General features: G+C 41.5%; 29 protein-coding genes and 1 other annotated feature. Of the genes, 3 read left to right on the plus strand and 26 right to left on the minus strand.

Annotated elements, in window-relative coordinates; all coding sequences use genetic code 11:
• Positions 1–28: 28 nt before the first annotated feature.
• The 23 genes from E0485_RS02815 to E0485_RS02915 all read right to left on the minus strand — a co-directional run bounded on the left by E0485_RS02815 (position 29) and on the right by E0485_RS02915 (position 18,402).
• On the minus strand, positions 29–301 hold the full coding sequence (locus E0485_RS02815) for an HU family DNA-binding protein (protein ID WP_132416304.1): 273 nt from the start codon (positions 299–301) through the stop codon (positions 29–31).
• Positions 302–684: 383 nt separating this feature from the next.
• The gene (gene spoIVA / locus E0485_RS02820) at positions 685–2,163 is read right to left on the minus strand and encodes a stage IV sporulation protein A (RefSeq protein ID WP_132416306.1); all 1,479 of its coding nucleotides are present in this window, start codon (positions 2,161–2,163) and stop codon (positions 685–687) included.
• Between the two features lie 263 nt (positions 2,164–2,426).
• Positions 2,427–3,167, minus strand: a complete 741-nt coding sequence (locus E0485_RS02825; protein WP_132416308.1) for a hypothetical protein — start codon at positions 3,165–3,167, stop codon at positions 2,427–2,429.
• A gap of 32 nt (positions 3,168–3,199) precedes the next feature.
• Positions 3,200–3,556, minus strand: a complete 357-nt coding sequence (locus tag E0485_RS02830) for a 2Fe-2S iron-sulfur cluster-binding protein (RefSeq protein WP_132416310.1) — start codon at positions 3,554–3,556, stop codon at positions 3,200–3,202.
• Positions 3,557–3,613: 57 nt separating this feature from the next.
• A complete protein-coding gene (locus E0485_RS02835) occupies positions 3,614–3,793 on the minus strand; it encodes a DUF2768 family protein (protein WP_132416312.1) in 180 nt (59 codons plus the stop codon).
• A gap of 199 nt (positions 3,794–3,992) precedes the next feature.
• Positions 3,993–4,277, minus strand: a complete 285-nt coding sequence (locus tag E0485_RS02840; RefSeq protein WP_132416314.1) for a stage VI sporulation protein F — start codon at positions 4,275–4,277, stop codon at positions 3,993–3,995.
• 114 nt (positions 4,278–4,391) lie between these two features.
• Entirely contained in the window at positions 4,392–5,435 is a 1,044-nt protein-coding gene (locus E0485_RS02845) for an NAD(P)H-dependent glycerol-3-phosphate dehydrogenase (RefSeq protein ID WP_132416316.1), read from the minus strand.
• Positions 5,436–5,465: 30 nt separating this feature from the next.
• Complete coding sequence (plsY, locus tag E0485_RS02850; protein WP_132416318.1) at positions 5,466–6,053, minus strand: glycerol-3-phosphate 1-O-acyltransferase PlsY; 588 nt, start codon at positions 6,051–6,053, stop codon at positions 5,466–5,468.
• Positions 6,054–6,065: 12 nt separating this feature from the next.
• Entirely contained in the window at positions 6,066–7,388 is a 1,323-nt protein-coding gene (gene der / locus E0485_RS02855) for a ribosome biogenesis GTPase Der (protein ID WP_132416320.1), read from the minus strand.
• A gap of 142 nt (positions 7,389–7,530) precedes the next feature.
• Positions 7,531–7,710, minus strand: a complete 180-nt coding sequence (locus E0485_RS02860) for a capping complex subunit for YIEGIA (protein WP_132416322.1) — start codon at positions 7,708–7,710, stop codon at positions 7,531–7,533.
• Positions 7,711–7,716: 6 nt separating this feature from the next.
• Complete coding sequence (locus E0485_RS02865) at positions 7,717–8,622, minus strand: YIEGIA family protein (protein ID WP_132416324.1); 906 nt, start codon at positions 8,620–8,622, stop codon at positions 7,717–7,719.
• Positions 8,619–9,248 (minus strand): YphA family membrane protein, encoded by a 630-nt coding sequence (locus E0485_RS02870; protein ID WP_165921056.1) that lies wholly within the window; start codon positions 9,246–9,248, stop codon positions 8,619–8,621. The genes E0485_RS02865 and E0485_RS02870 overlap by 4 nt, the downstream gene beginning before the upstream one ends.
• 72 nt (positions 9,249–9,320) lie before the next feature.
• The gene (fni, locus tag E0485_RS02875; RefSeq protein WP_132416328.1) at positions 9,321–10,376 is read right to left on the minus strand and encodes a type 2 isopentenyl-diphosphate Delta-isomerase; all 1,056 of its coding nucleotides are present in this window, start codon (positions 10,374–10,376) and stop codon (positions 9,321–9,323) included.
• Positions 10,377–10,398: 22 nt separating this feature from the next.
• Complete coding sequence (gene rpsA, locus E0485_RS02880; RefSeq protein WP_132416330.1) at positions 10,399–11,637, minus strand: 30S ribosomal protein S1; 1,239 nt, start codon at positions 11,635–11,637, stop codon at positions 10,399–10,401.
• A 124-nt stretch (positions 11,638–11,761) separates the two neighbouring features.
• Complete coding sequence (locus E0485_RS02885; protein ID WP_132416332.1) at positions 11,762–12,346, minus strand: lysophospholipid acyltransferase family protein; 585 nt, start codon at positions 12,344–12,346, stop codon at positions 11,762–11,764.
• Between the two features lie 3 nt (positions 12,347–12,349).
• Positions 12,350–13,030, minus strand: a complete 681-nt coding sequence (cmk, locus tag E0485_RS02890) for a (d)CMP kinase (protein ID WP_132416334.1) — start codon at positions 13,028–13,030, stop codon at positions 12,350–12,352.
• A gap of 134 nt (positions 13,031–13,164) precedes the next feature.
• Positions 13,165–13,332 carry a hypothetical protein gene (locus tag E0485_RS24985; RefSeq protein WP_165921057.1) on the minus strand — a complete coding sequence of 56 codons (168 nt, stop codon included), beginning with the start codon at positions 13,330–13,332 and terminating at the stop codon, positions 13,165–13,167.
• Between the two features lie 148 nt (positions 13,333–13,480).
• On the minus strand, positions 13,481–14,833 hold the full coding sequence (gene ypeB, locus E0485_RS02895) for a germination protein YpeB (protein WP_132416336.1): 1,353 nt from the start codon (positions 14,831–14,833) through the stop codon (positions 13,481–13,483).
• A gap of 126 nt (positions 14,834–14,959) precedes the next feature.
• The gene (locus E0485_RS24990; protein ID WP_165921058.1) at positions 14,960–15,115 is read right to left on the minus strand and encodes a hypothetical protein; all 156 of its coding nucleotides are present in this window, start codon (positions 15,113–15,115) and stop codon (positions 14,960–14,962) included.
• 43 nt (positions 15,116–15,158) lie between these two features.
• Entirely contained in the window at positions 15,159–15,854 is a 696-nt protein-coding gene (gene prsW / locus E0485_RS02900) for a glutamic-type intramembrane protease PrsW (RefSeq protein ID WP_132416338.1), read from the minus strand.
• A 34-nt stretch (positions 15,855–15,888) separates the two neighbouring features.
• The gene (locus E0485_RS02905; protein ID WP_132416340.1) at positions 15,889–17,139 is read right to left on the minus strand and encodes a Glu/Leu/Phe/Val family dehydrogenase; all 1,251 of its coding nucleotides are present in this window, start codon (positions 17,137–17,139) and stop codon (positions 15,889–15,891) included.
• A gap of 116 nt (positions 17,140–17,255) precedes the next feature.
• Positions 17,256–17,861 (minus strand): genetic competence negative regulator, encoded by a 606-nt coding sequence (locus tag E0485_RS02910; RefSeq protein WP_132416342.1) that lies wholly within the window; start codon positions 17,859–17,861, stop codon positions 17,256–17,258.
• 259 nt (positions 17,862–18,120) lie between these two features.
• A complete protein-coding gene (locus E0485_RS02915) occupies positions 18,121–18,402 on the minus strand; it encodes a YtxH domain-containing protein (protein ID WP_132416344.1) in 282 nt (93 codons plus the stop codon).
• Positions 18,403–18,561: 159 nt separating this feature from the next.
• On the opposite strand from E0485_RS02915, the gene E0485_RS02920 reads away from it, so the two are divergent.
• A complete protein-coding gene (locus tag E0485_RS02920; protein ID WP_132416346.1) occupies positions 18,562–19,425 on the plus strand; it encodes a polysaccharide deacetylase family protein in 864 nt (287 codons plus the stop codon).
• A gap of 89 nt (positions 19,426–19,514) precedes the next feature.
• Here E0485_RS02920 and E0485_RS02925 read toward each other — a convergent pair whose 3' ends face one another.
• The gene (locus tag E0485_RS02925; RefSeq protein ID WP_132416348.1) at positions 19,515–19,694 is read right to left on the minus strand and encodes a hypothetical protein; all 180 of its coding nucleotides are present in this window, start codon (positions 19,692–19,694) and stop codon (positions 19,515–19,517) included.
• Positions 19,695–20,291 carry a type II CAAX endopeptidase family protein gene (locus tag E0485_RS02930; protein ID WP_132416350.1) on the minus strand — a complete coding sequence of 199 codons (597 nt, stop codon included), beginning with the start codon at positions 20,289–20,291 and terminating at the stop codon, positions 19,695–19,697.
• Between the two features lie 89 nt (positions 20,292–20,380).
• On the opposite strand from E0485_RS02930, the gene E0485_RS02935 reads away from it, so the two are divergent.
• Together E0485_RS02935 and serA are read left to right on the plus strand one after the other, a co-directional pair.
• Positions 20,381–21,304: a hypothetical protein gene (locus E0485_RS02935; protein ID WP_132416352.1), complete on the plus strand. Its 924-nt coding sequence runs from the start codon at positions 20,381–20,383 to the stop codon at positions 21,302–21,304.
• Positions 21,305–21,395: 91 nt separating this feature from the next.
• Positions 21,396–21,623: a binding site (T-box leader), on the plus strand.
• Positions 21,624–21,706: 83 nt separating this feature from the next.
• A complete protein-coding gene (serA, locus tag E0485_RS02940) occupies positions 21,707–23,290 on the plus strand; it encodes a phosphoglycerate dehydrogenase (protein ID WP_132416354.1) in 1,584 nt (527 codons plus the stop codon).
• A gap of 120 nt (positions 23,291–23,410) precedes the next feature.
• Here the strand turns inward: serA and E0485_RS02945 are convergent, their stop codons facing one another.
• Positions 23,411–25,285: an ATP-binding protein gene (locus E0485_RS02945; RefSeq protein ID WP_132416356.1), complete on the minus strand. Its 1,875-nt coding sequence runs from the start codon at positions 25,283–25,285 to the stop codon at positions 23,411–23,413.
• Between the last annotated feature and the right edge of the window lies 1 nt (position 25,286).

Raw genomic sequence — 25,286 nt, forward strand, 5'->3', positions numbered from 1 at the left:
TAACATGCTAATATGTAGCAACTGTTGATTATTGAATTCCGTCTTTAAGCGCTTTGCCTGGTTTGAATGTTGGCATTTTGCTTGCAGGAATTTCGATTTCTTGTCCAGTTTGAGGATTACGCCCTTTACGAGCGGAACGCTCACGAACCTCGAAGTTACCAAATCCAACTAGTTGTACTTTATCCCCCTGTTGCAATGCGGAAGAAATTGCTTCAAAAACAGCATCTACTGCTTTCGTAGCATCCTTCTTGGAAAGTTCGGAGGTTTCAGCCACTTTCGCGATCAATTCAGATTTGTTCATGCGATTCACCTCCTCCCAAAAGAATTGAGATTGCTTTTATTCCCTGTTTTTACCGTTTTCCTAATAAATATACATACTATCGCTATAAGGAAACGATATTGCAGCTTTCAAGTCAAGCATTCCTTCAGGTAAAAACAATAAATTCATAGTAATATACCCGTTTCGCAATTTCAAGTCTACAAACCCCTTATTATGAAAAAAAGGAAAAAAGCAGGAAGAAAGTCTTACATAATTGTGTATTTCGGATGTTTTTCATAAAATCAATAGTCTGAAATAATCACTAATCTTCTATCGAGAAGAAACGGTTTCACCGTGTTTAAGCACAACAAACAAAAAAAGGCCGCTGGCACACATTGCCAACAACCTTTTTTGTAAGTTACAAGCTATAAAATAATCGCGATTAGACCACCAGAGCCTTCGTTAATAATTCGGCCAAGCGTTTCTTGCAGTTTATACCTCGCATTATCTGGCATCATCGCGAGCTTGCCCTGGATACCTTCCCGAACAATCGAGTGAAGAGATCTACCGAAAATATCAGATTCCCAAATTTTGAGCGGATTATCCTCAAAGTCTTGCATCAGATAGCGAACCAACTCTTCGCTTTGCTTCTCTGTTCCGATGATTGGCGAGAACTCAGACTCCACATCAACTCGTATCATATGAATAGATGGTGCCGTAGCCTTAAGTCTAACACCAAACCTGGAACCCTGCCTAATCAGTTCAGGCTCATCAAGCGCCATTTCAGCGAGTGTAGGTGGCGCGATCCCGTAGCCAGTCGTTTTAACCATTTCAAGTGCTTCTGCAAATTGATCATACTCTCGCTTCGCATGCGTAAATTCCTGCATTAGCTGAAGCAGATGATCCTTGCCTCGAATTTCAACACCAACGACTTCCATCAGGATTTTATCATATAGCTCATCAGGCGCATACAAATCAATTTCTGCTACACCTTGGCCCATGTTCATTCCAGCTAAAGCAGCCCGATCGATGAAGTCATATTCATTAAATTGACTGACTACACGATCAACATCACGCAAACGTCTGATATCCTGTACAGTTTCACGCACTGAATTCTCAAAATTTCCACGAAGCCAGTGTCTTTCATTCAGCACCATCACCCAGCTAGGCAGATTAACATTAACCTCATGCACTGGGAACTCATATAGCACTTCACGAAGTACGGAGATCATTTCTTCCTCACCAGCTGTTGCAACACTCATGGCAACTACAGGAATGTCGTACTTGGATTGTAAATCCGCACGCATTTCTTGCGCGTGGTCGCTATAAGGCTTAAGTGAGTTGATGATCACGATGAAAGGCTTACCTACTTCCTTCAGTTCAGCGATCACTCTTTCTTCTGCAAGAACATATGAAGATCTAGGAATGTCTGAAATTGTGCCATCCGTCGTTACCACCACACCAAGCGTAGAGTGCTCTTGGATGACTTTGCGCGTACCGATTTCTGCAGCTTCTTGGAAAGGAATGGGTTCGTCGAACCAAGGAGTTGAAATCATTCGTGGTCCATTCTCATCTTCGTACCCTTTAGCACCATCTACCGTGTATCCTACACAATCAACAAGCCGAACATTCACATTCAAACCTTCAGCAACTGAGATTTGAACCGCTGTATTAGGTACAAATTTAGGCTCAGTTGTCATAATTGTCCGACCTGCAGCACTTTGTGGAAGTTCATCTACCGCTCTCACGCGATCACTTTCACTTTGAATGTTAGGAAGTACGACCGATTCCATAAACCGTTTAATAAAGGTTGATTTTCCCGTACGGACCGCTCCAACAACTCCTAAGTAAATGTCTCCTCCAGTTCGTTCTGCAATGTCTTTAAAAATATCCACTTTCTCCAAAGAGATCCCCTCCTAGCAGGATTCGCCTACTTTTCGTAGGAAACTGGTTCTTCACCTATTAGAGTTGTGAAGCCATTTCCTCATAACATGCTACTATGATAGAAATATATGTACAGGTACTAGAAATATGATTGCTTCCCTTAAAAAATATATGTGAACGTAAATAACTTATTCTAAACATTTTGATATGTGTCTGGGCAGATTATAGTAAAAAACACCTCTACCTTGCTCTAATTAGCAAAGTAAAGGCGCTTTAATGATCGTTATTTAGTTTGTGGTACAGGGCGTCCATCAATCCAGTGATAGGGAACGGAGTGAATCGGCATGAATGGCGTGTTCGCAATTAACAATTCGCGAAGATCTTCATCTGCTGTCAATGTATTCTGAAGCGACTTGCTATCAATCAATTTCATTAAATCAAAGGAATAATCAATCGTTACGACACCCGTATCTTGAAGCAAATAACTAATTTCATTCATACGATTATAAGTGGATTGCAAGGTCGGCTTAGCTTCCTTAATCACTTCCCAATCTAATTCAGCGATCCCCTTACTAAGTAGTTGTCCTTGCGGAAGCTTTCCATTCGTATCCACAATATACTTGGACACAATTTGCTGGGCTTGATTGACCGATTGATAAGCAGCTACATCAATAAGCTTAATCTTTGGATCCTTTTCAGGGTTTACGATGACATAGATATAGCTTCCACCATTCTCGAACGCATTCGCAGGAACTGTTGTTAATAGGCGATATTCTTGCAGCTTTTTGAAGTCTACTTTATATTTCTCATAGATTGGCGTCTCCATTGTACTGTTAAGTATTGGTAGAAGCCCACCCTTTATTTCGCGATATTTATCTACAGCACCTTGCACAACCGTAATATACTCCTCTGGATTCGTCTGATTCTGCTTCATCTGATCCTTGGGATAGAAGCAACCCGATAGCAAGGTCGATATTAAGCATAGGAGTACAAGTAAACGCCATCTCTTATGTATTGGTTTCAATCGTATTTTCAACACCTTTATCTGTATTCTACTTAATTCATCCAATCATCATCCTGACGCTGCTTCTCAAGCTGTTTACGAATAGCGCTCTTCAGTGGATCTTCTGGAATCGTAACCGTCACATTCCCTTGAATTCTTGCTTGACACGAAAGTCTGACGCCAGATGAGAGTTCACTGCCTAACTTTTGGCGTTCATTAATCGCAGGCTCCGATAGACCCGCTTGATTCTCGGCATCTACCCTCACTTTGCACATCAGGCATCCTGCACGTCCTCCACAGCGTGTTCGTATAACCACATTTGCCCTTCTACTCGCATCAAGCAGAGTCGTTCCTTGTCTTACCTTTGCCTTCTTACCGTCAGGAAGGAAAGTAACTTCCACCATATTCATAACGCATAACCCTCTTCTTGTTCGTCATATTTCATTTGCTTCAGCGTCAGTATACGTTTAAAGAAGTGATATTGCCATCATTGGTATCGCTGCAATAAGCATGGCAAATGCAACGAATGAAAGAACAAACTTCAGAACACCTTTCGTTTTGGTTCTAGCGAACGTAATAAGTAAAGATGCTAGCACTAAAGCCAGAATAGCCCCTAATGAAATATACATTTTCGTCATACCCGACATATGAATAGACCTCCAATTAAACATTACATATGGATCAATTTCTTTGATTCAAATAACTACTATTATAGCATTCATCAAATTATTTGAAAAATGAACAAAAACGCACAAAAGCAATAATTGATGCTTGTCAATGAAACGAAAGTGATAATTTCTAGAAAACACAAAAAGACCCGCTATTCGCGAGCCTTTAGGCGCTCCACTATTTCTTCATCAAGGCACCCATAAGTTGTGAAAGATTCGAGCTGTCTAGGTTGCTTGATTTAACAGCATGGATGATTTCTTTGATCGTCTCTTCTGATACTTCAACATTGACAAGTGCAGCGACTTGATTAATTAATTGACGCAATTGAGTATCACTCTTAACTGTGGATGACTTTACACCGCTGGCAATTTTCTGTATGTCTTTCTCAGTTACAGACTTCCCTGTCTTTTTCTTTACGGTACTCAGCACATTCTTGGATATATCCTTATCCTTATTTGACATGATGGCGCCCTCCCTACATAAAAGGACCTAAGCCTGCTGTGCAATTTCATAATCTTCAGCATCTCAGGTCCTGTCTATGTTATTATATGACTCCATCGTTTAGATGTGTGGGCGTCAGTGGATCCAATCCGTCTTATCCTGCTGAGCAACTTCCTCAAGCTCGTTCGTCCTTACACGTCCCATCAAAGCCTCTACAGCTTGTTTAGGCGGCTTATTATTAAAGAGCACTGCATATAGTTCAGTCGTAATTGGCATGGTGACATTATACTCTGCTGCAAGTGTGGCTGCTGCTTTCGTTGTCTTCACACCTTCTACGACCATCCCCATATCATGCAGCACGGACTCTAATGGAAGCCCTTTGGCAAGCATAGAGCCTGCCCGCCAGTTCCGACTGTGAACACTGGTACATGTCACGATAAGATCCCCTACACCAGATAAGCCTGCGAACGTAAGTGGGCTAGCACCCATCTCAGCCCCTAATCGAGCAATCTCCGCAATACCTCTGGTCATTAGCGCAGCCTTCGCATTATCACCAAACCCTAGTCCATCGGATAACCCTGCTCCAAGCGCGATAATATTCTTCAAGGCACCTGCGACCTCTACACCAATCACATCAGGATTTGTATAAACACGGAAATAGGAGTTAATGAATAAATCCTGCGCATCTTCAGCAGAATTCATATCCTCTGATGCGACTACGACCGTTGTTGGATTATGAAGAATTACTTCCTCAGCATGACTAGGTCCAGATAAGACGACTATCTTCTTCGAATCGATCTGAGGCAATTCTTCGGAAATAACCTGTGTCATTCGTTTAAGAGATTCAGCTTCAAAACCTTTGGTAGCGTGAATGATAAGCATATCTGGCTTGATATATGGTTGTAATTTCCTAGTAACTTCTCTCATACCACTGGAAGGGACTACTAATAACACCGCAACAGCGTCCTTTACAGCATCTTCGAGCGAGGTTGTTGCAACAATTCGTTCTGGCAGCTTAGCCCCAGGTAAAAAATGCTCATTCGTATGATGATCATTAATTTCCTTTACCTGTTCTTCTCTTCTAGACCAAAGAACAACATCTATATCATTGTCAGCCAGAACAGATGCAAGCGCTGTTCCCCATGATCCTGCGACGATAACAGCTACTTTCTTGTTCATACACTTCAGCCTCCACCTGATCTTCATAAATCATTTTGCGCCAAGTTTATTCTCTTTGCCGCGCGCTATTTTAACAATGTTACTACGGTGCCTAATAAAGGCAAACAAGCCGATAATAATACTGCCTATTAATATTTCACTCGGTCTTCCCATAATCGCAATAAAAACAGGTAACAAGGCAGCAAATATTAGTGAACCTAATGAAACGTAACGTGTGAAGACAATTGATATGATCGCAATAATCCCTGCAAATAATGCAGGCAGGAAGCATAATGTTGCCATCGCGCCTATTGTCGTTGCAATCCCTTTGCCACCGCGAAATCCAAAGAATACAGGCCAGTTATGTCCAGCAATTACAGCCAGACCACAGATGACAGCTAGCCAGGTTACATCTGAAGCCCACATCGCAATCCAAATAGCAACCATTCCTTTTAATACATCCAGAGAAAGGACTGCAATCGCAGGACCTTTCCCAAGTACACGCAACGTATTCGTAGCACCAGCATTACCTGAGCCATGCTTTCGAATGTCTATTCCCTTAATATACTTAGCAATAATGAAACTAAAGCTAATAGACCCGAGCAAATAACTGACTACAATGGCTAATACGCTTTGCAAAAGGCTTCTCCCCTATTCATCCCCTGATTTTTTGCGAGTAAAAATACGAATTGGCGTTCCTTCAAATCCGAAGGCAGCACGAATTTTATTCTCCAAGAATCGTTCATACGAGAAATGCATAAGCTCTGGATCGTTAACAAAAAATGCAAATGCAGGCGGTTTAACCGTTACCTGTGTCGCATAATTTATGCGCAGCCTTCTGCCTTTATCTGTTGGCGGAGGATTGAATGTTATCGCGTCTGATACGACATCATTAAGCACGTTCGTCTTAATACGCATTGCATGCTGCTCTGCTACTTGGTCCACAACAGGAAGAATTTTGTTTACACGTTGATGTGTCTTTGCTGATACGAAAACAAGTGGCGCATAGGACATGAATAAGAAATGGTCACGAATCTTTTGGGTAAATTGATGAAGCGTTTTATCATCTTTCTCTACCACATCCCATTTATTCACCACAAAAATCGCAGCTTTACCTGCATCATGCGCATATCCAGCGATATGCTTGTCCTGATCGATAATGCCTTCTTCCCCGTTGATTACCATCAAAACAACATCCGCACGTTCAATTGCCTTAAGCGCACGCATAACCGAGTATTTCTCAATATTCTCGTATACCTTGCCTTTTTTGCGCATCCCTGCAGTATCGATAATGACATACTTTTGTCCGTCTCGTTCGAATGGGGTATCGATTGCATCACGAGTCGTTCCCGCTTCACTGGATACGATAACCCGCTCTTCTCCGAGAATGGCATTCACCAGAGAGGATTTGCCGACGTTAGGACGACCGATTAAGGCAACTTTAATAACCTCTTCGCCGTATTCCTCTTCCTTATCCTCAGGAAAATGTACAGCGCAAGCTTCCAGCAAATCTCCGATTCCAATTCCGTGAGATCCTGAAATTGGAATCGGGTCTCCGAAACCAAGTGAGTAGAACTCATAAATCTCATCTTGACGCTTAAAGTTGTCCACCTTATTTACCGCTAGCACAACAGGTTTATTTGATCTAAATAATAATTGAGCTACTTCTTCATCTGCAGGTGTAATTCCTGCTTTGGCGTCAACCATAAAGACAATAACATCCGCTTCTTCAATGGCAAGCTCTGCTTGCACACGCATTGAACGAAGAATCTCATTATCCCCATCAAGCTCGATACCGCCTGTATCGATTACACTATATTCCTTATCCAGCCATTCTCCGATACCATAAAGACGATCACGTGTTACTCCTGGTCTGTCTTCAACAATGGCTAACCGATCACCGATCATTCGGTTAAAAATCGTAGATTTGCCGACGTTAGGTCTGCCAACAATTGCTATTATAGGTCTGGCCATCCGTCCTCACTCCTTAATTACTCCACAAGCCTTTTACGTGCTCACATAAGTTTATTGAAATCCATCGTTAACATCATAGCAAAAAACAAGCTTTTTGGCGAGTTCTACCATACTCGTAAGCATGTCTGTCCTGCAATTTGGTTCAATGCTTGAATAAAATCATAACATCATTTCTTAAATCATGAGCCGTTGTATCTGTTATACTTTCAAGCAATAACGATACCCGTTGAAGCTCCTTTTCATCTGGAACGATGAAAATAGGTGCTCCTCCGCCTACATATTCACGGTTTGTAGTTACGATTGCCACTATTGCATGACTCACAAGAACCTACTCCTTTCCACCCATCGCAGCCGATTCACGCGGTAATTTAACTGCATTCTCTAGCACAGGTACACGTTTAATAGCTGCTATCGCTCGCTGCTCGTCCATAAGCTGCGGGATTAGAAATACGCCTAACGTCCCTGTATCTTTATCCAGCTTAGCTAATGGGATTATCGATGGCTCACCCGAATCGCGATAAATGCCGAGTATGGTAGAGCAATCATGGAGAATTGCTTGTCTTTGTCCCAAATGAGCGAGAATGGATTTGCTGTTTACATTCTTCGGCCGCAGCAATATACCCATGCCGTGATCACGTATGACCTCTTGCGACTTTTGCAAGCCCACGTTCATAATGTAGATGTTGTCTACATACAAATCAGGGCCCTCCACACGCAGCTCGCCCACCTGAACATCCGCAATATGTTCAATACTTTTGCCCTTTTTATACAAGTTAGCTAGCAGCAAGGAAATCGCACCTGCAATAATACCGCCTATCGTACCAGTAACAATGGCAAACAGCGTCGTGATAAAGCTGCTGAAGATAACCAAGTAGTTGCGTCCCTCAAATACCATCGCAATTCCCTCAATGTAACTAACACCACGAGGGACTAGCTCCATTTTATCGAGCTGAATCAAGCTCTGTCGTTCCATATTCCGTACATCTCGAAATTGTTGAGCAGCAAGGGACAAGAAGGTGATCGCGGTATAATCTTTATCGAGCAAGGAAGGCACAGCTACAGAACCCAATCCTGCCGCAATAATACCAAGCGAAATGTGGATAATCCTACCATGTGGATATGTCGGATACTGCCGGTAATCCGTCTGCAGCATGGACAATCTAGCTAATACGCCAAACAATACACCAATAATGATCCCAGTCGTATAAGGCTCTGCAAATATTGTTCTAATCATTTCCAACCTCTTTTGCGCATAGTCTCAAATTTATGGATAAAGCGTCTATAAGAGATAACCATTTGCTGTAAGATGACAGTCCCCACGCCTACAATGACGATTGCAAGCCACCATTTATCCTGGAAAAGAGAATTACCTAGGACATAGGAAGCAGAGGCTAAGTGATAATAAGCATGCATGGTGTCGCCTAGTATGAAGCCCAATGTTAGGCTGGCGAGCTGCATGCTTCTGTCGCGTGTCATACAGAGGCAAACGAGACTTAACCATACCGCAATATCCAACCCCATACGTGATATGACAAAAATAGGATCGATGGCATAGAACTCCAGCAATACAAGGTTGAGTATAGCTAGCAGAAGACCGATTAGAATGGTCTGCATCCTTTTCTTCCAAGCTGAAATTTTGACGAGAATATACATACACATCATGCTCATAACGATTATGCTGCTATTTAGTTCAATCTGAACAAATGAAATGTTAAATTGCAAAGAGGTAATCCACAGAACAAAAAAAAGAAGTATTTCCTTGTGTGAAGCTCGACTCAGAAACACTTCCTTCCATCCACTTGATAATAAAATAAGTATCATGCAGATCAGAAGCAACGAGAGATAACCAGGATTCATCATGGATCACCTATAAGTTATGATTTACCTTGGCTTACCAAGGCGATATCCTTAGTATGAGAAAAAAAGCAAAAATTACTCAACTTTTCCTCTCGTTGCATATTCATTTATTACAATTCCTCTAGCGTTGCACCAATCCGCTGTATCTCCTGTGATCACGAGTGGTGTCTGCCACAATTGTGAAATCTCTTCTGTGCCCAATGCAGTCATGACCATCGTCAAGCCTTCGTGCAGCTCATCAACGAAGTCAAGCATTGCCTTGGTTCCTTCTGTTTGCAGCACACAAAGGAAAGCACCTGCCATACCAACTGCTGACGCCCCTGCTGCTATTGCTTTGATCATCTCAAGCGGGTTGCGAATGCCTCCAGAGGCAATAATGCTGCCGCGTGGATACACGGTTAAGGCTTCCAGGAGAGCCGTGCTTGTCCTGCATCCCCAATCATTCAGCCATTCTACATTCTTATTGCGTCTAGCATTCTCAATCGCGGCAAAATTCGTCCCACCAGTGCCGCCAACATCAATAATTTGAACACCCAGCTTACGAAGTCTCGCTGCACTTTCCCTCATGATGCCAAAGCCAACTTCTTTGACAATTACTGGAACTGAAACACTGTCAACGATTGCAGCGATTCGCTCTTCCATGCCTACAAAACTGCGATCACCTTCAGGCATAATCAGTTCCTGCATCACGTTCAAATGAATTTGAAGCGCATTCGCCTCAATCATTTCAATCGCTTCCTGTGCTTGCTCCACAGTGGCTTCACTACCAAGATTAGCGAAGATGATACCATCAGGATTCAGTTGACGAACAATCTGGTAGCTGGATCTTACGCTTTTATCTTTAATTGCAGCCATTTGGGAACCTACAGCCATGGCAAGCTTCTTCTCACGCGCAACTATTGCCAATTCTCGATTAATTGTCTCCGTTTCACTTGATCCGCCAGTCATCGCATTAATTAAAATCGGCGAGCTAAGTTGCAGCTCACCGATTGATGTATGCAGCTTAATCCGCTGCGATGATGTTTCAGGAAGACAATTATGAACAAGTTTGAAATCATTCAAACCATGTTGTCCGAGTTGACCAAGTTTCAGCGCATGAAGCACATGCTCCATTTTACGTGATTCGCGCATCAACAAGTCTCCTATTAACTTATTATTTGAATTTAGCCAGCTTATCGCCGAATAGCTCACCAAGTGTTGTGCTTAAGCCTTGGCTGTTTAAGGATACGTTCTCGTTATTAGCGATTTCTTTGGCATGGTTGCCAGATTTATCACCACGAGGTTGTCTTTCTTTCTCAGGCTTAGCTTCTTGTACAGGAGCTTCTTCTGTTTCCTTAATAGACAAGGATACACGTTTCTCAGCACTATTGAAATCAAGAACTTTCACATTCACTTCTTGACCTTCTTTAAGTACTTCATGCGGAGTACCGATGTGGCGGTGTGCGATTTGAGAAATATGCACAAGGCCTTCAACTCCTGGAGCAACTTCAACAAATGCACCAAAAGTAGTTAGACGCTTCACTGTTCCTGAAACGATATCGCCAACTTTGATGGATTCAGCAGTTGTTTCCCATGGACCTGCTTGTGTTGATTTAATGGAAAGAGATACTTTATCTTTCTCCGGTTCAACTTTAAGCACTTGAACTTTAACTTTGTCGCCTTCTTTAACAACTTCTGAAGGGTGTCCTACATGGCTCCAAGCCATTTCAGAAATATGAACAAGTCCATCGATACCACCGATATCAACAAATGCACCGAACTGAGTCAAACGTTGAACTGTTCCTTCAAGAACTTGACCAATTGTTAAGCCAGCCATAATTTCTTTTTTCTTTGCTTCGTATTCTTGATCAAGAACATCTTTTTGTGAAAGAATAACTTTGTTCTTCTCACGATCGATTTCTTTCACTTGAAGACGAAGTGTGCGACCTTTGTAGTCTGCGAAGTCTTCAACAAAATGACGTTCTACCATTGAAGCAGGCACGAAACCGCGAACGCCAATATCAACTACTAAACCGCCTTTAACTACTTCTGCAACTTGCGCTTCAATTATTGCTTTGTTTTCAAGTTGTGCTTGAAGCGCTTCCCATGCTTTCTCGCTATCAATTGCACGCTTGGAAAGAGTTAGTTCTTCCTTAGCATCGTTGATACCGATTACTTTCACTTGCACTTCTTGACCAACTTCAACTGCTTGATTAGCGGAGTCGATACCTACGGATGAAAGTTCTTTTAGCGGAATAAGTCCATCGTATTTATACCCAACATCGACAAGAGCTCCACTATCTTCTACCTTAACGATCTTACCTGTTACGATATCGCCTTTCTTGATTACAGTCACCTGCGACATTGCCGCTTCGGCTTCATTCTGAGCTTGAACATTCATTTCTTCTGACATTGCATAACCCTCCTACAAGTAACTACATATATTTATATCGCAATTTGCGAGTAAAAACACGCCATAATCCGAACTGTTGCACGCTTAGTATCAATATTTCAACTTAAAACCATACACATAGTAGTTATTTTCTTTGATGTTCGGCAATCATAGCGCGAATTACAGCCATAATTTTTTCAGTGGCAAGTTCCAAATCTTCGGAAGATCCACTGTCAAATTCACTTAAATCAACTGGTTTACCATACTTGACTACAACTTGTTGAAAAAGCTTGTATTTGCCAATAATAGCAACTGGAACTACAGCAGCACCTGTCTTAAGCGCAAAAGATGCTACACCCTTTTTCCCCATACCGCCAGTTGTACCTTTTGTTGTTCCTTCAGGAAAAATACCAAGAACATTGCCTTCACGCAGGATGGTAAGCGTATGCTTAATAGATTCTTTACTTACGCCTCCCCTTTTGACTGGAAAGGCACCCAAATTGCGAATAATCACACCTAAGATCGGCTTAGCAAATAACTCTTCCTTAGCCATGAACTTTACAGGCCTTTTGATCCTTATTCCTACAGTCGGCGGGTCTAGGACCGAAATATGATTAGCACATAGGATAACTGGGCCAGTAGCTGGTATATTTTCTGTTCCTTCCGTTTTGAGACGAAAAAGAATCGTATATATAAAATTAACGAGCATTCTTATAAAACGATAGAACATTGACTATATCCCCCAACCCACTTTGTTTCTACAGATTTGCAGAATAGAATCTACAACCTCATTAATTCCCATGCTCGTGCTATCTAGCAAGACTGCATCCTCAGCACGAACAAGCGGTGAAATTTCTCTTTCCTGATCGAGCTTATCACGTCTAGCAATATCCGCTTCAAGCGTTTCGAGCTTTAATTCTGGATGCGACTGCGTAAGTTCACGAAATCTTCGTTCAGCTCTCTCCCTGACACTAGCAGTGAGGAATATTTTAACCTCTGCATCTGGCAATACATGTGTTCCAATATCACGACCGTCCATGACGACGCCTTTGGATGTTGCCATTTGCTGCTGCTTATGTACTAACAGTTCTCTTACTCGGCCTATACTAGCAACATGAGATACTAGATTTGTGACAGCAGGTAGGCGAATCTCATTCGTTACATCCGCTCCGTCAACAAAAACCTGTTGTCCAGCATTCCCACGCTTAAGCTCGATCTGCATCATTTCAGCAGTGTGACCAATTTGCTCCATTTGCTCCGAAGGTAAGTTTAACTGCAAGACCTTCCAGGTTACGGCACGATACATAGCACCTGTATCTACATAAATAAATCCCAGACGCTCAGCGACAAGACGTGCTATCGTGCTTTTACCTGCTCCTGCGGGTCCATCAATTGCAATATTGAATGGTTCCAATCTGGCACTCCTCCCACAACAGCAATACAATTGTAAGTTATTAATTCGGTATCACCCAAAAAAGCAGGCATAGCCTGCTACCGAAAGCCATTATACCATAATCGCGTGTTTCTTGCAAAAGCATGTCAGGTATTTTAACGCAAATATGGATTTCCTTCTAAGGTATCAATAGTTGTAATGACCGCACGTATTGCAGGAAACTGAAGCAAAAATTGCACTACTAGAAGTATAACGAATAGCACAATGCATAATCGCAGGAGAATTCGTTCAACTTGTGTCAAAATCCGCTTGATCTGCTTCATATTTATACTCACCACGACTTTCCAATTCCAGAATTGTGGCTAGTATTTCCAATGTAAGTTCTCATTATGCAGATGCATGCAAAGAATGCAAAAAGCTGTCCCTTTAGTCACAAGATAACTGCTAATGGGACAGCTTATTTGTTCAAATTTATTTTTGTGCTGCCGCTAACTCTTCAGGCTCCAGTCTTTCAATTCCTTCTTCCGCTCCAGTATCTGCATTGATGAAGATACGGTAATTCGCTTTGTCCATTTTTCCAAGAAATTCATAACATTGTACTTCTTCCTTCAATTCATTCAAAATAACCGCTTCACCTTTGGACACAATATTCAATTTGTTACTTAAACTCTTCTGTGCTTGAGCGATATCCATAGTAGGCTTCTTTAAATCGCGTTGTTTGTGATTATAGACATAATCAGATGCCTGTAAGCCGACAATTTCGCCATTATCAAGAGCTACTTTTACCATAATCTTCTCAGGATAAATCGTGACGTCATTCTGCTTGGTTGCGAATGTAATATCGGCCGATTTGCCTGCTTGGTCATAGGAGATTGGCGTCATGTTGGGATAATTATGGCTGTTCAAAAAATGCCCAGCCTTATCGACCGCTTGGTTCAAATCACAAGTTGGCTCACCAACGTTTCTGTTATTCATATAGTGAAATGGATGTCCACCTTTACTTGTAAAATCCATTTGACTTGTGCCTCCAGAACCATTGTTTATGTTGGCAGAGTAAGAATGAAACTTCGTGCCTTTACCATTCTCCGCAATTTGAACAGCACTTGGGTCGATTCCCCAGAAATTAGCAGCTTTGTGCTTCACTTCATCCGCCGACACTTCTTTATCCTTGAGCGAATCACCATCATGTCTGCGGTTCATGTTCGCAATAAGAGGGTCCCATTCTACATCCTTATAACCACTAACTTGCTTATCCATGGCTTGGAAACCATCAACAATCATATTGTCTTGCGGACCTTTATTCGAACTCATAGCTGTTTCTACATCGGCCCATTGCAGCTTTGTTGACAATACTTTAGCCTGCATATTTCTCAGCTCATTACTCAACTCTTCGGAGTGCTTATAAAGGGCATTCAACGTTTGAACTTCCTTATCATCTAACGGCTTTTTCGTGAAATCCCGAACCCCTGTCTTGTAAGAGAAATTCGCCAGATTCGATAGGAACTGCTCTGCTTTGCTAAATTCCATACCGTACAGTGGTAATTGAGAAACTTCGCTTTTTGCTTCACTTGTTAGCTGCCAAATATTCACAAGCCCTTTACGATACGAATCTACTGATGCCTCACTCATGGCAAGCGTATTGCCTAATTGTTCATTCAGGCGATCCATATGATAAGATAGATTATGGAATGATCGTTGATATTGATTTTCCGCTTTGACCATTATTTGATTGCGCTTCTGATTCTCGGTATATCCCCAGTAAGCTGTAAAAATTAGCGCTAATGTCACTACTGGAAATAGGACCATACTGATTCTTCTATACATGATGCAGTAAACTCCCTTCACATGTGCGTTGTTTGAAGTTATTTTCTGCCTAGTGTCACACAATTATGCAAAGAAAAGACATCGTACCAAAAGAAAAAAACTGCCTTATGCCCGGGCAGTTTCCTTTTATTCTTCAGTTTCGATATCCAAATCATTTGCATTCTCACATACACATTGCTTAAAACCTGTTTCAATTTTGTCCCTATCTCTTCTGCCTCTTAGAATAAATCGTTCACCACAGCGTCTGCATCGAATCGTTACCTTCACTCTGCCTCTAATCATCCGAACACGCTCCTAAATCCCTTTACCTTCATTATATACGGATTCAGCTGAGCTTAACCTTCTCCTCTCGATGAAAAACACGAAATGGCGAATGTTCGTGCGCTTGCTCCACCTTCCACATCGTACGAAGCCATAGAATAATCATGAATGGGATCATGATCCACATCCAATAATTTGTCGCGACAAGCATGATGTAGTCAAATAGTCCATGCCAGAAAACAGCAACAAGCAGCGATAAGAATAAAAATATTTTCTTTTTACTTGGCTCGAACTTGGCTTTGCCCATATAATAACCCATTGACACCCCAAAGAGTGCATGTCCAGAAACTGGCAGCAAAGCGCGTACTAATAAATTAGTGAAAGTCATCGAATTAAATAAGGCGTAGAAAATATTCTCCAGCGTCGCAAAGCCTAAGCTAATAGATACCGCATAAACAATTCCATCATACGGCTCATCGAATGCTTTGTGATGAAAAATCATATGATACAGCAGGAAAAATTTAAGAAACTCTTCAATGCCGCTTGTAATCACAAATGAAAATACAAAATCATTTACTTTGCCAATACCCAATAACTCATTCTGTAAAATCATCGATGGAAAAACGAGCAGTGCGCCGAGTAGGAATACTTTCACAACTAGGTGAATAGGCTCTGTCTCATAACGATCCTTCAAATAAAAAAAAGCAAGCAAAGAGAGCCCAGGCGCAATTGCTGCCATAATAATGGACAAAATCTGCATCTAAGCTCCCCCTTTCATTCAAAATTTATTGATTTTACACCCAGCCTCTAAATCTTGAAGCTTCCGCCATTTTACGAACACCCACAATGTAAGCAGCTAGACGCATATCCACATGACGTGTACTATGCACATTATATACATTATCGAATGCTTTGACCATTACCTCTTGCAGCTTGGTATGTACTTCCTCTTCGGTCCAATAATATCCCTGATTATTCTGAACCCATTCAAAATAAGAAACAACGACTCCGCCAGCAGAAGCTAATACGTCAGGGACAAGCAGTATGCCACGGTCGGTTAAAATCTTGGTAGCTTCCAGTGTTGTAGGACCATTAGCTGCCTCAACGACAATGCCTGCTTTGATCAAATGTGCATTCTCAATCGTAATTTGATTCTCAATTGCCGCAGGTACGAGAATATCACATTCCTGCTCCAAAATCTCTTTATTGGTTAATGTATTCTGGAATAAATTAGTCACTGTACCAAAAGAATCTCTACGATCTAATAAATATTCGATATCTAATCCATTCGGATCGTATAGAGCACCTTGCACGTCGGAAATACCAATTACTTTGGCTCCAGCTTCATGCATGAATTTGGATAAATAAGAACCCGCATTTCCGAATCCTTGTACAATTACTCTTGCGTTCTGGAGGGATATACCACGCTTCTTAAGCGCTTCATCGATCATGATGGTAACACCTTTAGCAGTAGCGGTTTCACGACCATGAGAACCTCCAAGCACAAGTGGCTTTCCTGTAATAAATCCAGGTGAATCATACTCACGAATATGGGAATACTCGTCCAGCATCCAAGCCATAATCTGGGAGTTCGTCATCACATCTGGCGCTGGAATATCTTTGGTCGGTCCGACTAATTGGGAAATGGCACGCACATAACCACGGCTTAAACGCTCAAGCTCGCCAAATGACATTTTTCGAGGATCACAAATAATACCGCCTTTACCACCACCATATGGCAGGTCTACAATTCCGCATTTAAGACTCATCCAAATCGAAAGCGCCTTAATCTCATCCTCATAAACGCCGGGGTGAAAGCGGACGCCACCTTTGGTAGGACCTACTGCATCATTATGCTGTGCACGATAACCTGTGAACACTTGAACACGACCATCATCCATACGAACTGGAATGCGAACGGTCAGCATGCGAAGCGGCTCCTTTAATAGTTCGTACATCTCAGGTGCATAGCCTAATCTCTGCAAAGCCTCTTGAATGACAACTTGAGTAGAATGAAGTACATTTAAGCTTTCTGCCTCAGACAACAGGATCACCTCATAAAAATTGTAATTTTTATCAACAGAAATGAAGCATCATCCGAATCAAGTAATTCGTGACGATGCTCTTTTCATGTTTTCATTCAAGAAGAAATTCTATAATACTAGAAATAATTACAAAGTTGTTTAACTGCTTCTGATTGCATTACCGTATGTCCGTACTCCTGCAGAACCGCTTGTGTAATTGAACTAACCTCACCATACTCAGACAACACGGCGATTAAATTCTGGAATTGCGACTCTTCCAGATCCATTTGTTCAAACTGGAGAATCCATTTGTCTTTGTATTTATATAAAGCTCCGCCATCATTTGCGATTGGATGGATAATTTTGGATACTCGAATAACATCCTCAAAATCCTCGAATACAAATGTGATGATATCGCTCTGCTCCAACATGACTTCCATTGCGTATATTTCTTCAGCATCACTATCTTCTAGCGCATCCTCGTGAGATTGATAGAATTCCATCGAGGTAGACGTCACAATGACGACCATCCCCTGTGCAGGCATTGAAAAAACTTCAACTGCAAGTGGTCCAGAAGGGTCGAAGCCAAGCTCGGAATAAGCTTGATCCATCATCTCTATAAATAGCTCGCGGAGCTTATATGTTTCTTTCAACATATCATCTTTCGGAATCCCACGTTCCGACAAGTCGTCGAAAGTAAGGAAAATCCGAATCTTATCCTGACCTAAGCGCTCCATCTTCATGATAGGATCTTCCCCCTTTGTTAGTTATATAGAATTTAGTTCGATGAACTTCATAAATTCTTCGTATAACTTATTATTAAATTATGAATTCATCAAATAAATGGTGTGTACGCAGGACCCAATCCTATCCATATTAATTCATTGAATCATTCACAGACTACAATCTCATGTTATCATGATTCTATACTGATTGCACGTAAAAAAACACAGCTCCAAGTAGCAATTGAGCTGTGTTTGCACCGTTTGTTTCAGTTCTGGTTTAATCTGCGTTGAAGTTTTGAACAGGTGGTTCATCTACTTTAATCAAATCCTTAATTGTCTGCTTTAATTCTGAATCATCGGTAATCATTTGTTTGAATTTTTTAAGTCCATCGGCTACAAGCTGTGCCCCTTCAGATGTGCTGTCAAGCATCTCGTTGCACATGGATTTTGAAGATCTAAGTGCAGCCTTCAAACCAGCTCTGCCCTTAGAGCTACTACACATGCATGCAACGGCCGCGCCTAACAACCCACCTGCGATAAATGAACCCAATTTCATCATTGTCTTCCCTCCGTTCTAGCCTGTTTAATCATCATCATTAGCTTGTTACGACATAGATACATCCATACACCTAAATAGCAGGAAAATTATAGGGTTAATTCTCAAAAACATGCTACAATATGGATATCATTTTTTAATGAATAGGAGCAGTCATAACCCATGAAAATCAGACAGAAGTTCTGGATTGGAATCACCATTCCGCTTGCCTTGCTTGTAACTGGTTGCGGACAAAAACAAGACTTAAATAATTCATTAGCCGCTAGTCCAGCGCCCATTCTATCACCAACCCCATTACCTACTAGTACACCTGTGATAGTGTCGCCCGAACCTACGCCAGTGTCAGTTGCAACACCTACTCCCGAGCAAGCAAGGACTAAGATCGAGAAAACCTATCATATGAACAAAAACTATGATATTGTACCAAATGACCCTGATGGGAATAAGAAAATTGTGCTCTTAACGGTTGATGATGGACCTAAGGATGAGGACATGATCAAGAGCCTGATAGCAACACTTGATAAACATGAGGCTAAAGCTATTTTCTTCATGAATGGTTATCGGATTAAGCAAAAGCCTGAACTGCTTACACTGATCTATGAGAGCGGACAAATTCTTGGTAATCATGCTTGGGATCATAACGATTTAAAGAAAGCATCCAAGGATACAGTAGATCAGCAAATCGGTGATGTGCAGGCAACCGTGAAAGAAATAACTGGGGAAGTTCCTCAGTTCTTCCGCCCTCCTTACGGCTCTGGAAATGACTATGTTAAAGAGGTTGTGAAAAAGCATGATATGCTCTATATGACCTGGTCGAATGGTTCACTAGATTGGGAGATGACCAATAAGAAGAATGATCCAAATAAAGTAATTGAGAATGTGCTGAACCAGCTTCATTCGGGCTCTAATATATTGATGCATGAGCTGCCATGGACTGCAGAAGCAATGGATAAGCTGCTTACCACCCTGGAAGACAAGGGATACAGCTTTGTCGATCCACGTGCAATCGAGCTTACAATGAGATAGACAAGTGATCTATATAACAAACAAGGAGCATACAATAGGCAGCATTTTATGCCTATTGTGTGCTCCATTTATTTGTCATATAGAATTTATTACAACTGACTACTATTATCACCAGTAAAAAATACACCCCAAATACCAAGTCCAATGACCAATAAGACAAGCAAAGTAAGTAGAATTCGATAGAATAGAATCGCCCATTTCCCTTTTTCTGATCGATGTATTTGCTTGCGTGCTGGTAAATAGTGAGAGTCCTTTTCTTCCTCAGACATTCACGAATCCTCCTTGCCGAATTTAATGATGCAACCCATGATCAAATCGATAATAAAGTGAGCCAGTATCGGCACCCACAGCGTGCCGGTCATTTCGTATATTGTACCTAGCCCATAAGAAATACTAAATACAAGCCCTGTCATAAGCCAGTGCTGCAAATATCTGACATGGATAAGTGCGAATAGAATACTCGTCCAATAAGGTCCAATCAAACCGCCTATCGCTCCGCGAAATAATAGTTCTTCACAAATGGATACGATAAAGCAAATGACGATAATATGCCATAATGGCCGCTTCTTGAATAATCGATTATTCATTCCCCCATCATCCGTAAAATCTTCTGGAACGAATCTGGAGATTATTAAATCAACCACTATGACTAGAGCTGCAAAGCCTGCTCCCCACCAAAGAATCTCCCAGCCCAAATGCAGGGAGAACATAGCGGACAAATTTGGTTGTTCGAATAATAGAATGACCACACCAATGACTAGCGTGATCATTTGCGTTAAATAAAGATTAAGAATTAACGTTCGATCATCAATATCATCCAAAGAAATCGATTTTCCTTTGATTTTTTTAAAATCTGGCTTCTTCATAGGGCTTTCCTTCCATTTTGTTCTCTTCCTTTTTTCGACTTATTCACCTATACTAATGGTAAACTTCGACAGATGAAAGGGGTATTACCTTGGAAAAGCGTCTAACTCGTACTGACTACTTATTTGCTATCCTGACGATTTTCATGCTTGTGTGTGTGCTTGGTGCATTCTTTATCGGTTATAATATCGGATCAAGTAGAGCCGATGACCGCTACCAATCTGTTATTGAGTCTTATAACACAAAGATGAGTACACCTGAAACGTATTCTTCTCAAGCCTTGGTATCATTCTATCATAACATGTATTTACCCTATAATAAATTTCAAAAGGCTTGGTTTGAGACAATTAACGACATAAAAGCCGATCCAGAGTCCAAAAAAACCTCAGCCAAAATCAGAAGTCTTGCAAGCTATGCTGAGAAAACGTTGGATAATCTCCAAGCAAAAGTAAATTCGATCAGCCCAAGCAACCCACTGCTGCAATCGGCAAATACGGAGTATATCGCAAGTCTGCAAAGCTTTATTACTGGATTGGAAAACTTAGACAAACATGCAAAATCAGTTACTAGTAATCAACTTATTAGTTTAATAGATACAAGCACTCAAATTCAAGAAGCTAAGCAGCACGCAGTCAAAGCTCAAAGTGATTATTATAACTCCATGGTCAAATGGGGACAATTTACGGATGCAACAGTTAAGTCTATAGGAGCCGACCAACCTTTATCCATTGATGAGTGGACCAAGCTATCACTTTTAAGTAAAAATGAATACATAGCGGCTCGACATTATGCAGATGTCAAATTTACAGCTTATATGCCACAGGATCTGACCTATCGCATAGATGAATTTATTCAGTCTGGCCAGAACGATAAATTGAATTTGAAACAAGTAACGGATATTATAGCATTAATTACTAGTATGGATGCTGTTAAGCCAGCTGATTTTATTGAAAATAAGACCAAATATACGAATCAGCTATTACCTGACATTCCTTTTTTCACGATGAATAATTAATACTTGGTACCATTTGTGTCATTCTTGTGATTATTTCGAATCAATCTTGACACTTTGCTAATTCACAGGTATATTGATAAAAACTATTTTCGTTAAAGCGTTGATGGAGAGATACGTTAGTGTAACATTCAGAGAGTCGGTGGTTGGTGTGAATCGACAGTGAAGCTAATGCACAGCACTCCAGAGTATTGTTTTGAACGTCAATCTGACTAGTAGAGGCAAACGGTAGGAATCCGTTATCGTTCCCATGAGGCTGCAGATAAACATTTATTTGCAGTGAAGTAGGGTGGCACCACGATGAGAAGCTTTCGTCCCTTTTATACGGTATTCGTATGGGGATTGAAAGCTTTTTTTTATTATTCTAAAAAACAAAGAGACTATTATCGATGGAGGAGAAATGAAATGTTTAAGGTACTGGTATCAGATCCAATTAGTGATCAAGGGATTCAATTATTGTATGACGCGCCTGATGTAGAGGTTGTGAAACAAACGGGATTGTCGGAGGATGAGCTTGTTGCCATCATCGGTGATTATGACGCTCTTCTCGTCCGTTCCCAAACACGTGTGACAGAGAAAATTATGAATGCTGCTAGCAAGCTTAAAGCAATCGGTCGCGCGGGTGTAGGTGTTGATAATATCGATCTTGAAGCAGCTACTAAACGCGGTATCGTCGTTATTAATGCGCCAGATGGTAATACCATTGCCACATGTGAGCATACGTTTGCGATGATGATGTCTGTCGCTCGTTTCATTCCACAGGCTTATAAGAAAACAGTTGAAGGCGTTTGGGACCGCAAAACGTTTGTCGGTGTCGAACTACGAAATAAAACATTAGGTATCGTGGGAATGGGACGTATTGGAACAGAGGTAGCAAAGCGTGCGAAAGTATTCGGTATGGAAGTGATCGGTTACGATCCATTCTTAACAGAAGAACGTGCGGAGAAAATCGGCGTCCAGCTTAAAACAGTCAATGAGATTGCCGCGCAAGCTGACTTTATTACCGTTCATACACCGCTTACCAAAGAAACACGTCATATTATTGGACCTGATCAATTCGCTTTGATGAAACCAGGCATTCGCATTATCAACTGTGCCCGTGGCGGAATTATTGATGAGCAAGCACTTGTTGCTGCAATTGATAAAGGGATTGTGGCAGGAGCTGCATTTGACGTATTTACGCAAGAGCCGCCTGAGGCTGATCATCCGTTCCTTCAAAATCCTAAAATCATCGTAACTCCGCATCTTGGTGCATCTACAATTGAAGCGCAAGAAAATGTGGCGATTGATGTGTCGGATGAAGTACTGCATATTCTTCGTGATGAGCCGTTCAAGAATGCCGTCAATATGCCTTCCGTTCCTGCTAATGTACTCAACAAGGTACAGCCTTACTTTGAGCTTGGTGAGAAGATTGGCCGTATTCTAAGCCAAATTACGCAAGGTGCTGTACAGGAAATCGTTATTGGCTATTCGAGCAGCTTAATTGATGTTGATACATCCCCTATTACGCGACATATTGTGAAGGGTGTGCTTACAGACCGTCTTGATGGCGTCAACATTGTAAATGCGATGCACCTAGCAAAAACACGTGATATTCATATTTCCATTCAAAAATCTTCGTCGCAAACGGCGTTTACGAATTTGCTTACCGTAACACTCAAAACGAAGCAAGAGCAAAAGACACTTGCAGGAACACTTGTAGCTGAATATGGCGAACGTATCGTTCGTATCGATGGCTATTCAGTCGATTTTGCACCTCAAGGGAATGTACTCCTTGTTTCACACAATGATAAGCCAGGTATGATCGGACGCGTTGGTACGCTTCTTGGTAATCAAGATATTAACATTGCTACAATGCATGTAGGTCGTCAAGTAATCGGTGGAGCTGCAATCATGGTTCTAACGATCGATAAACCTGCGGAAATTAATGTTGTCACTGAACTCGAAAAATTGCCAGAAATTGTCACAGTGCGTGAACTTTCCTTGTAACTGTTCCACGAACAACAAGATTAATGTATAGTCTTCACCAAATTAAGGCGCAATCCGCTTCATAATAGCAGATTGCGCCTTCATCATTGTGTCGAGCAAACTCACTTGCTCTGCACCTATTTATTCAAAATCTTCTATCTCTCTCTGTAAATTAGGAAGGAATATCTTGAACGTCGTTCCGACCCCAATAGTACTTGTTACATCTACTGTGCCGTTATGCGCATCAATAATATTTTTAACAATTGCAAGACCTAATCCAGTCCCGCCTGAGGAATGACGAGTTCGAGCTTTGTCAGCTTTGTAGAATCGCTCAAATATATAGGGTAGATCCTCTGCAGGTATCCCATCGCCTTCATCCGCAATAATGACAAGCACGCCCTCCGTGTCGTCAACCTTCGTCTTCTCTGCCTTCATATAGATACTGGAACCTGAATGCGTATGTCTTAATGCATTATCGAATAAATTCGTTAATACCTGCTCAAGTCGATCTTCATCAGCATAATCAAGCGTTAAGTCTGTCTGATCAACTTCACATACAAGCGTGATTCCCTGATCCTTGGATAAAACGGAAAATTTCCGATTAATCCGTTTGAGCAGCGAATTCAAATCTGTTTCTCGATAATACATTTGGAGATGCCCTGCTTCCATTTTGGCGAGATCGAGCAAATCACGGACAAGCCTGCTCATCCGCAGGGATTCATCATAAATAACTTGAACAAGCTCCTTGCGTTCCTCAGCCGTGCCTGCAATATCATCCAGCAATGCTTCGCTATACCCTTGCAGCATCGAAAGGGGCGTTCGCAGCTCATGGGAGACGTTAGCGACAAAATCCTTGCGAAGTTTATCCAAACGGAATTCCTCCGTTACATTACGGAGCACAGCTACAGCGCCACGTACACCATCGCGAGCATACAGTGGAGTCATAACAACGGACCACACATCGCTGCGAACATGAACATTGCTTTGAATTTCCTTGGCACTGGTAAGCACTTGAGTGAATAACGGCTGTAGTGGATCTGGAATCTGTTTAAAATCCGGCTGTCTAAGCGAGCTTGTCCCATCATGCAGCTGATTCGACCAATTGCTGATACTGTTCCATTCCCTGAGCAGCTTATTTCCTTGCGGATTCGTCAGAATAATACTGCCATCAGCATCAAATGTAATGACGACATCCGTCATAGATCGGAGCACCGACGCCAGATGTTCTTTTTCCTGACTATGTGCATTGATGGTTTCTTCCAGCTCTCCTGCCATACGATTAAAGGTGGCTGCTAGATCACCAATTTCATCACTCGAATCATTCGGAACTCGAATGCTTAGTTCGCCCATTGAGATTAATCCCGCAGCTTTCTTAAGTCGTTGAAGGGGCTGAGTAATTTTGTAAAAAAGGAAAAAGGCAAAGAACGTCGTCAGCAATAGTCCGCCAATCGCTACGTATACGAATAGCCGTATCACATAAGAGCTAATCACACTGTAAGATTGTTGAGGCTGATACAGAATAGCGATATGATCAATTGGATCCGGATAACTGCTGCTAATGGATTTAACAGGCACAGCTACCGCTACAAACTGATTATGTGGACTCACTGGATTCGGACTCTGAATGTATTTGCTGTTATCGATAACTTGTCCATTAAAAACCTTCTGAATTTCCTCATGAGAGAAAAAGTCAACTGCACGATATAAAATCGGCTTCTCTTCAACTTGCGGATAAATCGTCTCCATCATATCTCTTGAAACAAGAATCAGATGTGCATGATTAAAGCTCGTTAATTCATTCGTAAGTAAATTAAACGCATCATCACTTGTTCTGTTCGTAGATAAATAAGAAATCCGCTCAGCTAATGTCGTGATGGAGATCGTCTGATCTTTAAATTCGGAGAAATACTTCTCTACATAGGGAATCAAAAAAGATCCTAGCAATATCATAACAACCGCAACTAAGCCAATGATTGTCATCCATAGTTTGCCGACAATACTTTTGAAAATAAACACG

The sequence above is a fragment of the Paenibacillus albiflavus genome, assembly GCF_004344915.1.
Lineage (GTDB): Bacteria > Bacillota > Bacilli > Paenibacillales > NBRC-103111 > Paenibacillus_AM > Paenibacillus_AM albiflavus.